At 33.2% G+C, this 11463-nt stretch carries 11 protein-coding genes; 4 read left to right on the top strand and 7 right to left on the bottom strand.

All coding sequences use genetic code 11. The features are described 5' to 3' along the window. Nucleotides 1–31: 31 nt before the first annotated feature. Entirely contained in the window at nucleotides 32–778 is a 747-nt protein-coding gene (locus AC1Q5Z_RS09145) for a lysophospholipid acyltransferase family protein (RefSeq protein WP_198855106.1), read from the bottom strand. A gap of 125 nt (nucleotides 779–903) precedes the next feature. Between AC1Q5Z_RS09145 and rnpA the strand changes: the two genes are divergently transcribed. The 4 genes from rnpA to AC1Q5Z_RS09165 all read left to right on the top strand — a co-directional run bounded on the left by rnpA (nucleotide 904) and on the right by AC1Q5Z_RS09165 (nucleotide 4671). Further along, nucleotides 904–1308 (top strand): ribonuclease P protein component, encoded by a 405-nt coding sequence (gene rnpA, locus AC1Q5Z_RS09150; RefSeq protein ID WP_343584648.1) that lies wholly within the window; start codon nucleotides 904–906, stop codon nucleotides 1306–1308. A 70-nt stretch (nucleotides 1309–1378) separates the two neighbouring features. After that, nucleotides 1379–2224 carry a DUF4349 domain-containing protein gene (locus AC1Q5Z_RS09155; protein WP_198855104.1) on the top strand — a complete coding sequence of 282 codons (846 nt, stop codon included), beginning with the start codon at nucleotides 1379–1381 and terminating at the stop codon, nucleotides 2222–2224. A 2-nt stretch (nucleotides 2225–2226) separates the two neighbouring features. Then, on the top strand, nucleotides 2227–3864 hold the full coding sequence (locus tag AC1Q5Z_RS09160) for a S41 family peptidase (protein ID WP_343584646.1): 1638 nt from the start codon (nucleotides 2227–2229) through the stop codon (nucleotides 3862–3864). 3 nt (nucleotides 3865–3867) lie between these two features. Next, the gene (locus AC1Q5Z_RS09165; protein ID WP_492444453.1) at nucleotides 3868–4671 is read left to right on the top strand and encodes an OmpA family protein; all 804 of its coding nucleotides are present in this window, start codon (nucleotides 3868–3870) and stop codon (nucleotides 4669–4671) included. 70 nt (nucleotides 4672–4741) lie between these two features. Here the strand turns inward: AC1Q5Z_RS09165 and AC1Q5Z_RS09170 are convergent, their stop codons facing one another. The 6 genes from AC1Q5Z_RS09170 to AC1Q5Z_RS09195 form a co-directional block, all read right to left on the bottom strand. Next, the gene (locus AC1Q5Z_RS09170) at nucleotides 4742–5188 is read right to left on the bottom strand and encodes a GNAT family N-acetyltransferase (protein ID WP_492444455.1); all 447 of its coding nucleotides are present in this window, start codon (nucleotides 5186–5188) and stop codon (nucleotides 4742–4744) included. A gap of 155 nt (nucleotides 5189–5343) precedes the next feature. Continuing rightward, complete coding sequence (locus AC1Q5Z_RS09175; RefSeq protein WP_343584641.1) at nucleotides 5344–5985, bottom strand: DUF1579 domain-containing protein; 642 nt, start codon at nucleotides 5983–5985, stop codon at nucleotides 5344–5346. Between the two features lie 168 nt (nucleotides 5986–6153). Further along, nucleotides 6154–7119: a DUF4837 family protein gene (locus AC1Q5Z_RS09180; RefSeq protein WP_198855099.1), complete on the bottom strand. Its 966-nt coding sequence runs from the start codon at nucleotides 7117–7119 to the stop codon at nucleotides 6154–6156. A gap of 46 nt (nucleotides 7120–7165) precedes the next feature. Further along, the gene (locus tag AC1Q5Z_RS09185) at nucleotides 7166–8989 is read right to left on the bottom strand and encodes a LysM peptidoglycan-binding domain-containing protein (protein ID WP_343584638.1); all 1824 of its coding nucleotides are present in this window, start codon (nucleotides 8987–8989) and stop codon (nucleotides 7166–7168) included. Between the two features lie 110 nt (nucleotides 8990–9099). Next, entirely contained in the window at nucleotides 9100–10287 is a 1188-nt protein-coding gene (locus tag AC1Q5Z_RS09190) for a phosphoglycerate kinase (RefSeq protein ID WP_198855097.1), read from the bottom strand. 158 nt (nucleotides 10288–10445) lie between these two features. Continuing rightward, entirely contained in the window at nucleotides 10446–11426 is a 981-nt protein-coding gene (locus AC1Q5Z_RS09195) for a PorP/SprF family type IX secretion system membrane protein (RefSeq protein WP_233074027.1), read from the bottom strand. Nucleotides 11427–11463 lie beyond the last annotated feature (37 nt).

Genomic DNA, 11463 nt, shown 5'->3' on the forward strand with positions numbered 1-11463 from the left:
TTGGGTTTTACATTTTAGCTCGGACTAAAACTTAAACCTGTTTATATTCATTTATTCCTTCTTTAACTGCTTTTTCAGTAATCTCCATGAGCTCTTCAAACTTGTAATCTTTGACCGCTAAAGCTGGATGAGCTGTAAACTTCAGATGATTTCCTAAACCAACAGGAAAAAAACCAAATTTTACCATTTTCCAAGAATTATTGATACTCACGGGCACAACGTATGCAGATGGTGCATATTTGCATAAAATCTTTAAACCGCTTTGCGCAAATTCTTTTGGTACTCCCGTTTTACTTCTTGTTCCTTCTGGAAAGATAACGGCAGATCTTGTGTTTTTTTCGATATATTCAGACAAGCCTTTGATAACTGGTATCGCTTGTTTAGGGTCTTTTCGGTCAATTAGGACAGATCCTCCGTATTTCAAATTATAAGAAACACTTGGAATTCCGCTACCTAACTCCTTCTTACTTACAAATTTACAATGAAAACGTCTAAAGTACCAAATCATTGCCACGATATCGTACATACTTTGATGATTTGCCACAAAAATGATTGGCACACCTTTCGGAACCGTGTCTACCCCCTCAATCGTATATCTTGTTCCAACAAGGTTTGTACATTTTAAAAGGCAGAAATTTAAATAATCAACACTTTTTTTGTGAGCCTGGTAACCAAAAACATTTAAACAAATCCATTGAATTGGGTGAAAAACAACCAAACATAAACCAAATAATAAATAGTAAATTACCGATATTGGATAAGAAATAATTTTTTCCATGCTTCAAAAATTAATGCGCAAAAGTAGTAAATATATTTTTAGCCTTATTAAAATTGAAAACAATAACTGTTTTTATGGTTTAATTGTACCTTTGCACTAGAATTTGCAAATTTTTTCTGAATTAAATGAACTTTACTTACCCTAAAAACGAGCGTTTAAAAAGCAAAACTACGATTGGATTACTGTTTTCTGAAGGAAAATCGGTATCTAAATATCCGCTTCGTTTGGTTTACCGTCAGGTCGAAGCAAATTCAGAAGAACAAACCAAGATAGGTGTTTCAGTTTCAAAGAAATACTTCAAGAAAGCCGTTGATCGAAATTATTTTAAAAGAGTTTTGAGAGAAACGTATCGATTGAACAAACATTTGCTTTTGGATCATCTAGATCAGCAGTATTCGATAATGCTTTTTTATCAAACCAAAGACCGTTTGTCTTACGAAGAAATCAATACCAAAATGATTCAGTTATTTGAGAAATTTGCAACTCAAATTAACAAACCGCAAGATTCTGATACGAAAACTGAAGCGTAAATTTCAAAACGTAAGATTATTAATCAAGTTAGACAAAAAAATCGTAGTTTTAGCTCTAAATTGAAATTTTATGCGACATCTTCTCCTTTTAGTTGTTTTTATTTTAGTTCTTTCTGGCTGTAGCAAAACTGGAGCTTCGGCTGATGAAAATGTAATCATTTCTTCGGTTAAAATGCCTGCAAAAGCAGAAAGCGTCTCTTATGACCGACAAGCAGATCCACTACAAGCACCTCCGCCTCCGAAGGTAGATCAACAAGTCGAACAAAAAATTATAAAAGAAGCAACTTTAAAATTTGAAACCGATAATTTAGAAAATTCATTCGCTCAAATTCAAAAAGCTGTTGCAAATAGTAAGGCTAGAATTATAAACGATTCTGAAGGAAAAGATTTTGCAACTCTTTTTAGAAATCTTACTATAAAAGTGCCTAGTCAGAATTTTGACCGTTTTATAAATGATGTTTCGAAAGGTGTTTCGTATTTTGAAGTTAAAAATATCTCTGCACAAGATGTTACAGAACAATATATTGATCTGACTTCAAGATTAAAAACAAAGAAAAAACTAGAAGAACGTTATCTAGAAATTTTAAAGAAAGCCAATAAGGTTAGTGAGATTTTAGAGATTGAAGAACAAATTTCGACTATTCGTGAAGAAATAGAATCCAAAGAAGGCCAACTGAAATATCTGGAAAGTCGCGTTTCTGAAAGCACAATCACTATTGAATTTTATAAAACAATACCTGAAAAAGAGGGTGTCAAAATATCTTACGGCTCTAAACTTTGGAGCGCAATTGAATCTGGATTTTATACATTGTCCGATTTATTGCTTTCATTATTAAGCGCTTGGCCGTTTGTCATTTTATTTGTTGTATTTGCCTATTTTATTAGAAAAAGATTAAAAAGAAGAAAAAAAGAATAATCATGTATCCGTATTTCAAGAAGAAATTTATTATACCAGTCGCTGCGGCGGGAATGTTGTTTGTTGGAACCAGTTTTAAAGAAGATTTTTTTGAAATTGCCAAACAGATCGAAATTTTCACGACTTTGTTCAAGGCCGTAAATACCAATTATGTTGACGAAACGAATCCAGGAGATTTGATGGATAAAGCGATCAAAAGCATGTTGGCAAGTCTGGATCCGTACACGGTTTATTTTAATGAGCAAGATGTTGTTAACTTTAAAATCAATAATACTGGAGAATATACCGGAATTGGCGCTTTGATTTCTAGAAAAAACGACCGTCTAATTGTTCGTGAACCTTATAAAAATTATCCGGCAGATAAAGCGGGACTTAAAGCGGGAGATGAAATTATCCAAATAGGTGATGTTTTGATTGCCGATTTTAAAGACGATGCTTCTCAATTATTGAAAGGAACAAAAAACACTAAAATCAACATCAAATATCTTCGTCAGGGAAAACCCAATACTACTGTTTTGGTTTTGGATGAAGTTGATATTAAATCGGTTCCTTTTTACGGAAAAATTGATGATAAAACAGGATACATTGTTTTGGCGCATTTTAGCAGAAAAGCTTCTGCTGAAGTAAAAGACGCTCTTGAGAAATTAAAAGCTGACGGAGCCAAACAAATTGTTTTGGATTTAAGAGGGAATCCAGGAGGTTTATTAAACGAAGCAATTGATATCTGTAATTTATTTGTTCCGAAGAATGAAGTTATTGTAACAACTAAATCTAGAATTGAAAAACATAATAATACTTATAAAACACAGAAAGAACCGGTAGATACTGAAATTCCGTTGGCAATTTTAGTAAACGGAAGAAGTGCTTCGGCATCTGAAATTGTTTCGGGTGCTTTACAAGATTTGGATCGTGCTGTTATTTTAGGAAGCAGAAGTTTTGGTAAAGGTTTGGTACAACGCTCTGTTGATTTAACTTATGGAACGCAATTGAAAGTTACTATTTCTAGATATTACACACCTTCTGGAAGATGTATTCAAGCTTTGGATTATGCGCATAAAGACAAAAACGGTGTGGCTCAAAAAACAGAAGCAAAAAACTTCAACGCTTTTAAAACCAGAAAAGGAAGAACAGTTTATGACGGAGGTGGAGTTTTACCAGATATCGAATTGGAAGAAACTAAAATAAGTCCGATTGCTACTGCTTTAACCAAAAACGATGGCGTTTTTGATTATGCTACATCATATTATTACAAAAATCCAAATTTAGGAGATAAGATTCCAACTCTTACCGATGCAGATTATGCGGCTTTCAAACAATTCCTAAAAACCAACAAAATCACTTTCGATACAGAAACCGAAGTGGCTTTGAAAAATACTTTAGCTGCAGCTAAAAAAGAAAAAATAGACGAGACGATTACTGCCGAATATCAGCAATTGTTAAATGCTTTAGAAAAAAGCGAAACGACTTTACTGGATAAAAACCAAAAAGAGATTAAAAACATGATCTTGGAAGAATTGATTAAGAGATATCAATATCAAGAAGGTTTGTATCAGTATTATCTAAAAAACAATTCAGAAATTAAAAGAGCAGTTAGTGTATTAAATAACCAAACAGAATATAAAACGATTTTAAAAATGTAGTGAATGAAGTTACCTCTAGCCCTGATTCTTTTTTCATTTTATACAGTAAACGCACAGCAAAAACCTGTTGAAACCATTTACTTTGAATTTGACAGGTATGATTTGACAGAAAAGCAAATCAATGTGGTTTCTAACTTTATAAAGAACATAGACACTTCTAAAGTAGAGTCTATACAGATTTATGGCTATTGCGATGATCGCGGCAACGATGAGTATAATTTTAGATTATCTAATAATCGAGCCAATACAATTCAGAATCTATTAGTTAAAAAAGGCTTCAATCAAAGTAAAATTGTTATTCTAGAAGGAAAAGGACGCGTTGTCGTAAAAGCAGATACTGTAGAAAATCTGCACGAAACACGTCTGCGAAATCGGCGGGTTGATTTAATTGTTGTTAAGAAAAATAGTTTCGGAAAAGGAATTCATTCTTCCTTCAAAGACATTTTAAAAGTCGGAGATAAAGTTTGCCTAGAGTCTATTTTATTTGATATTGGAAGTGCTAGATTAACTACCAATTCTAAAAAGGAATTAGATAAAATTGCCATAACTCTTCAAGATCATCGAAACTTAAATTTTGAAATTCGCGGACATGTTTGTTGCACACCCGAAATTTATAGCGATGGAATTGACAGAGATACTAAAGAAAGAAGGCTTTCTTGGAATCGTGCAAAAACTGTTTTCCATTATTTAATTTCAAAAAAAATATCAAAAAGCCGCATGACCTATATAGGCTGCGGCAATAAATATCCGTTAGGAAAAGGCGATAATTACGATCGTAGGGTAGAATTTGTGATTACTAAAATCTAAGTTTTTAGAGCTTCTAAGATGCTGAGTTACTAAGATTCTATGCTTATTTCGTATTTATTTCATTATTTAGTTATTCTCGAATCATCTCAATATGCGGAATATCATCTTCTAAATACATTTCGCTGATTTGAACAAAACCATGGCTTTCGTAAAATTTCTTTAGATACAATTGCGCGCCAATAGTTATTTTGTCTTTTCCAAAATTAGATTTAATTCCCGCAATCGCTTCCTGCATTAATTCATGCCCCCATTTTTTATCTCTGTAATTTGCATCTACAGTAACTCTTCCGATAGAAGCATTGTCAAAACTAATTCCAGCATCAAATAAACGAGAATAAGCTACGATTTTACCCTCAAATTCTCCAATTAGGTGCAATGCTTTCTTGTCTTTACCATCAAGATCCAAATAAACACAATTTTGTTCTACTACAAAGATCTCACTACGCAATCTGAGTAAATCATATAACTCATGAACAGTTAATGCCTCAAAAGGCTTTATTTTCCATTTTAAATCCATTCTTCCTTATTTTTTGCCACAAAGGCACGAAGACGCTAAGTTATATTTTTTTTTGCTATGCTAAAGTTTCTAATAAAAATAGCAAAGGCACAAAGTTATATTCATATATAAACTTTATGCCTTTGCTTATTTGTAATTTGTGTCTTGTAGAAAAATTACTTTTTCGTCATAACAATTTCCATGCTTTTATATTCAGATCCGTTTTTCATATCGAACATTTCCATTTTTCTGGTTTTCGGATCAACGATTGTATAAATTTCGCGATATGGTGTTTTCTCGCCATTAACAGGATTAACCATTTCGCCTTTAAATTCCATACTCTTTGCTGCTTGATTGTATTTTCCCATGCCAACCATCATTCCTGTTCCCATATTATCGATAAAAGTGCTGGTATATTCTTCGCTTGCGTTATTGTACGCTAGTGTAGCTTTTCCTTCAAAAGGTTGTCCCATCATTGTTCCTTTATAAACAGCTTCTTGATAACGTCCTCCTAAAATCATTTTGATTTCTGCTACTGAGGTCGATTTTTGTGGTTTACCATTTGGATCAGTCCAAAATGTCATATCGCAGTTCCAACTTCCAACTTCATCGGCCATTAATTTATGTGCTTCACTTGGAGTTGCATAAGCGATCCAAGCTTTCATTTGCGCAGCAGAATCTAATGGCTCTTCAATAAGTGGTTCTTCGGTTTTTACGGCCAGAGAGTCTTTTGCAGTATCCGTTTCTGTTTTTACTTCTTTTTTACATGAAACTAAACATAAGGTTATTATTGCTAAGATTGCGGTTAATTTTTTCATAACTATTTGTTTTAATGTTTGTTACAAATAAAATTACGAAAAAAAATCGTGGTTTCGAATTTCTATTTCTAAGTTGATGTGCCTTGTCTATTTTATCGTGAAGTTCTCAGAGAAATGCGCAGATTTTATCACGCAACTTTATTAACTTGAAACCTAAAGTAAAAACCTTTATCGTTTATCGATTCTAACTGTTTTTATAATTGCCTCAAGATTTAGCATTAGATCACGTTCTTGATGTGATGGCGAATAACAGAATCCTTCGATAACCAAAACACGATTGAAAGTTGGATCTACTATAGCGTAATTGATAAATGGCCCAGTCATGAAATCGTTTTTCAATTCCCAAGTTCCTTTTGTTTCAAAGGCGTCTTTATTGTCTAAGGTTACCTTTGAAAAATACGGTGCGTAGGCTTCGCTGGTAATCATTTGCGTATTGGGTTCGCGTCCTTGAATGTATTTGCCAACCGAATCACGCATTTTGACAATTGCATTTACGACATCTTTTTTCTTCTTAAAGTTGCTAAGCGGAATTTGGTAAATCAGTAAGCTAGTATTACCGCTTATGATTTCTTTTTTAAGCCAGATAAAATTCCTTTTGTGCAACATGTATTCATATCCTGTCGGAATCTGAATATTAATATGGAATTTGTTTTTTATAATGGCTTTATTTAATAGTGAAGTGCTATTATCTTCTTGAATCTTTTGAATTTCAGCATCGTGAATAATTTTTATTATTTGAGCTGAGTTTAATTCTATACTGCAAATAATATCATCTACTGATTTTCCGTAAATGCGAAAAGTATTGTGTGGAAGGTTTTTGCTACGAATGATTTCGAATTTATCAGCTGTAGCTTTTTTTACCACAATAATGCTTCGGCTATCGGTAACAAAACCTTCAAGCAATCTCGCAGGATATTGATTAATGGTAAAAAGTGGTTCTTCTTGAGTGAGTCCAAGAACTGGTGAGGCAAATTTATTTCTAATACTATCGCCCACTTCTCCATACCATAACTGGTCGTCTATAATGACCGAAATGGTATTGGTTTTTCCTGAGACTGTTTCTTGTTTTTCACTTTTGAAACAAGAAGTCAGGAAAAACGGAAGTAATAGCAATAAAAAATGGGTTTTATTCATTTTTTTAATTTATGAAATAAAACCCAAATTTAATAAGATTTTTCTATTATCCGTTTATTTTAAGTTTCATTCCCGGTTTAATATCTTCATCTTTAATACCATTCCATTTTTTAATATCTGAAATTGTTACTCCAGGATATTTTTTAGAAATGCTGTATAAAGAATCTCCTTTCTTAACGTAATAATCTTCGCTAACGTTTTTAGAAGGTGCTTTTTTCTTGAATGAATCAACCGAGTTTGATGCAATTGCTGTTGAAGCCGGCTCTTCTATAACTATTGCTGCTTTAGAAATAATAAGTGTTTTTCCTAAACCAATGTTATTTGAAGTTAAATCGTTAAGTTCTTTTAACTCCGCAATAGTCGTACCGAATTTCTTTGCAATGCTACCTAAATTATCTCCAGCTACTACAACATAGTCCATATCGACTGCTGTAGGTTTCGTTTTTTCTTCAGCAGAAGCAATAGCTTCTTCTTTTTTATCTATAACTGCATTTGCTTTAATAGCTGATGGTGCAGGTTCTTCAGATTTAATTTTTAAACTTCTGCCTATTGCAACGGCATTTGTTTTTAAATTATTCCATTTTTTAAGCTCGCTAATGCTTACATTATACTTAGAAGCGATTGCGCCTAAATTGTCTCCTTTTCTAACTTTGTAAAATTCGAAATCTCCACTTTCAACTGCTGTTGCTGGTTTTGCAACCGCTGGTTTTGTTTTTGGAGTATACTTTATAGCTAATCTTGAATTAGTTGATTTCATTTCAGAATCATACTTCACATAAGCATAAATCTGATCTTCGTTTGAAACAAAAGTTGCTACTTTATCTTTTGGAAGACGAATAAAATGCTGTTCTCCTTGGTAAAACGGAACAACTCCCATTTTATAAGATGGATTTAAAAGCTGAATTTGCGATTGTGGCATGTCTAATAAATCTGCAATCTGTTTGAAAGACATTTGATTTTTGACTGCTATAGTATCTGTTTCGAAGTTTTTAACTACTGCTCTTTCTGGGTTAATTCCGTGTTCTTTGTGGTATTCAAAAAGGTACATTGTTGCTAAGAAAGCTGGAACGTAACCTTGAGTTTCTTTTGGAAGATAATTACGAATATCCCAGTATTTTGTTTTTCCGCCAGAACGACGAATTGCTTTAGTAACATTTCCTGGACCTGAATTATAAGAAGCTAAAACCAGTTCCCAGTCTCCAAAAATATTAAACATTTTGGTCATGTATTCTGAAGCTGCTGCTGTAGCTTTAAGAGGATCGCTTCTTTCGTCGATATAAGAATCAATTTTTAAAGCGTATTGTTTTCCGGTTCCATACATAAACTGCCAAAGTCCCGTGGCGCCCATTTTAGAAACTGCTTTAGGATTTAAAGCAGATTCTACAACGGCTAAATATTTTATTTCCAGAGGAACGTTTTGTTTTGCAAAAGCATCCTCAAACATTGGGAAATAATATTCTGATAAAGCCATTAATCGAGAAAACGATTTTTTACGGTTCTTAAGAAATGACTTTATTATATTTTCTAAACCTTGATTGTATTGAATTTCAAAAGGTGATTTCTGATTCATCGCCGCCAAACGCTGTTTTAGCAATTCGGTTGGAAGTTCTTCATCAACAGTAACATCTTTGTTAATGGTTTGAATGTCTTTGGTTAGATCATCATAAATATCTAGACTTACTAATTCGTTCATCCAAAGACTGTCTACTTTTGTAGCTAGATTGTCTTTTTTGAAAGTACTTTTAATAGAATCTAAATATGAAAGTTTAACCTCTGGCTTCAATTCTACATCTGTCTTTGCCGTTTCTTGAGCACAGACAGCTAACGAGAAGAAAGCCGAAACCACTAATGATAATTTTTTTACAATCATATAACATTATTTTAAAATTCTGTAATTCAAACAATTACAAGAGTTGTATTTTTGCAAATCTAAGCCCTTTATCGAAGAAAAGTGTTTAAAAAAATGTTAATTGTGATTTTTTAGTCTAAAATCGCAGCGATTCCAGGTAAAATTCTTCCTTCTAACATTTCAAGCATTGCCCCGCCACCAGTAGAGACGTAGCTCATTTTATCTTCAAATCCGAACTGTTTTACTGCTGCAACAGAATCTCCACCACCAACTAATGAAAATGCTCCATTTTGAGTAGCTTCTGCGATATAATCTCCTAATGCGATTGTTCCTTTAGAGAACGTTTCCATTTCAAAAACTCCTAATGGACCATTCCAAAGAATTGTTTTTGACTCTAAAATTACTTTTTTGAAGTTTTCTAGAGATTTTGGACCTGCATCTAAACCTTGCCATCCATCAGGAATTGCAGTTACGTCTACAACCTGAGTATTTGCATTGTTTGAGAAATCGTCTGCAGCAATAACATCAACAGGAATATGTACCTGAACTCCTTTTTCTTTTGCTAATCTTAAAATTTCAAGAGCTAAATCTAATTTATCATCTTCGCAGATAGACTCACCAATTTTTCCGCCTTGAGCTTTAATGAAAGTAAAAGTCATACCTCCTCCGATAATCATGTGATCTACTTTATCTAAGATATTTTCGATAACGGTGATTTTAGAAGAAACTTTAGAACCTCCTAGAACAGCAGTTACAGGTTTTTCACTGTTTTTAAGAACTTTATTTAAACTGTCAATTTCTTTTGCCAATAATGTTCCGAAACATTTATCGTTTGGAAAAAACTGTGCAATAATTGTAGTCGATGCGTGTGCTCTGTGAGCAGTACCAAATGCATCGTTTACATAAATATCTCCAAGAGAAGCTAATTCTTTAGCGAAAGCTACATCTCCTGCCTCTTCTTCTGCGTGGAAACGTAAGTTTTCTAATAAAAGAACTTCGCCTGGTTTTAAATCTTTTGCTGCAGTTTGAGCTGGTTCTCCAACGCAGTTTTCAGCAAATTTTACTTGAACTCCTAAAATATCAGAAGCCGTTTTTAAAATATGTTTTAGAGAGTATTTCTCTTCTGCTCCTTTTGGTCTTCCAAGGTGCGACATTAAAATCACACTTCCACCTTGTGCTAATATAGCATCAATTGTTGGTTTTGCCGCTTCGATACGTGTTGTATCTGTTACATTAAAATTCTCATCCAATGGCACGTTGAAGTCAACACGGATAATTGCTTTTTTATTTTTAAAATCGAAATCGCTTAAAGTTTTCATCTGCTAATTTTTTTAATTTTTTGAAAGAATAACAAATATAGAACTTTTAGCGTAGTCTAAATTTCAAAAAAGCAAAAATAATCCATTAATAAAAACGAAAACGTTGTAAATTATGAAAATAAACAAAATTATTCTCAAAGATGATAAAAATTACTTGTTTAATCGTGAACTGGACTCTGTGTACAAGGACAGTTACTGATTGATTGCAAGAAATCGAATCCGATGGTGATTGAATGTGTTCCTGAGTTATATGCTCCAAGACCATTAAACATTATCTGGTAAGAATATGCAAAATAGAATTTAGATTTCATAAAACCAGCCATTGGTCCCATTGATAAAGGTTTTGGGAACTGGTCGTTTAAGAAACGGTAAGAAACTCCAATCCAATAGTAATCTTCATAACGATTGTAACGTCTGTATTTGAAGTTCAAATCGGTTGTAGAACGTTGGTCACTTGCAAAATATTGAAAGAAAACCGATGGTTCATATTCGATACGTCTGTTTTCTCCATCTCTGAAAGTAAATCCAGAATAAATCTGATAATTAGAAAGCAAATCAGGTTCTACTCCTCTATACTTATCTGTATTTTTCTTTAAAACGTTATTGGCGTTAAAACTAAAATAAAATCCTTTGTTACGGTACAATGCACTAATGTCAAAGTTGTTATTTGAATTGTAACGATTGTCTGTAATTGAAGGGTCTAATGCCACAGGAACGCCATTTACGTCTCCTGTAAAATTACCCGTATCGATTCGGAAACTATTAAAGTTATATGATATACCAAATGAAAGATACTGTTCTGAACGATAATCTAAAATCAAGTGGTGGGCAAACGAAACTTTTGCTCCTGTTTGTCTTGTATTACCATTGCTGTCATTATACAATGATATACCAACTCCAGAACGATCTAGAACACGAAAATCTGCATACAATGATTGGTTATCTGGTGCATCTTTAATTCCGACCCATTGAGTTAAACCGTTGGCTCTAATACGGAGATTATCTCCAATACCAGCATAAGCAGGAGAAAGAATAAAAGGGTTATCAGCTAAATACTGCGTAAACACTGGTAGGTTTAACTCTTGGCTGTAACTTGTTGTTACAGCCATGAGTACTAAGGATAAAATAAACTTTTTCATTGTAATAATATTTTTAGATAACATCATTGGGGCTATA

It is taken from the genome of Flavobacterium sp. GW823-FHT06G12, from assembly GCF_058794775.1.

Excerpts from the sequence above, each read along its gene's own strand:
- AC1Q5Z_RS09160 (WP_343584646.1), top strand. The coding sequence starts at position 2,227 with ATGTATCCGTATTTCAAGAAGAAATTTATTATACCAGTCGCTGCGGCG.
- AC1Q5Z_RS09145 (WP_198855106.1), bottom strand. The coding sequence starts at position 778 with ATGGAAAAAATTATTTCTTATCCAATATCGGTAATTTACTATTTATTA.
- AC1Q5Z_RS09195 (WP_233074027.1), bottom strand. The coding sequence starts at position 11,426 with ATGAAAAAGTTTATTTTATCCTTAGTACTCATGGCTGTAACAACAAGT.
- AC1Q5Z_RS09190 (WP_198855097.1), bottom strand. The coding sequence starts at position 10,287 with ATGAAAACTTTAAGCGATTTCGATTTTAAAAATAAAAAAGCAATTATC.
- AC1Q5Z_RS09180 (WP_198855099.1), bottom strand. The coding sequence starts at position 7,119 with ATGAATAAAACCCATTTTTTATTGCTATTACTTCCGTTTTTCCTGACT.
- AC1Q5Z_RS09165 (WP_492444453.1), top strand. The coding sequence starts at position 3,868 with ATGAAGTTACCTCTAGCCCTGATTCTTTTTTCATTTTATACAGTAAAC.
- AC1Q5Z_RS09175 (WP_343584641.1), bottom strand. The coding sequence starts at position 5,985 with ATGAAAAAATTAACCGCAATCTTAGCAATAATAACCTTATGTTTAGTT.
- AC1Q5Z_RS09185 (WP_343584638.1), bottom strand. The coding sequence starts at position 8,989 with ATGATTGTAAAAAAATTATCATTAGTGGTTTCGGCTTTCTTCTCGTTA.
- rnpA (WP_343584648.1), top strand. The coding sequence starts at position 904 with ATGAACTTTACTTACCCTAAAAACGAGCGTTTAAAAAGCAAAACTACG.
- AC1Q5Z_RS09170 (WP_492444455.1), bottom strand. The coding sequence starts at position 5,188 with ATGGATTTAAAATGGAAAATAAAGCCTTTTGAGGCATTAACTGTTCAT.
- AC1Q5Z_RS09155 (WP_198855104.1), top strand. The coding sequence starts at position 1,379 with ATGCGACATCTTCTCCTTTTAGTTGTTTTTATTTTAGTTCTTTCTGGC.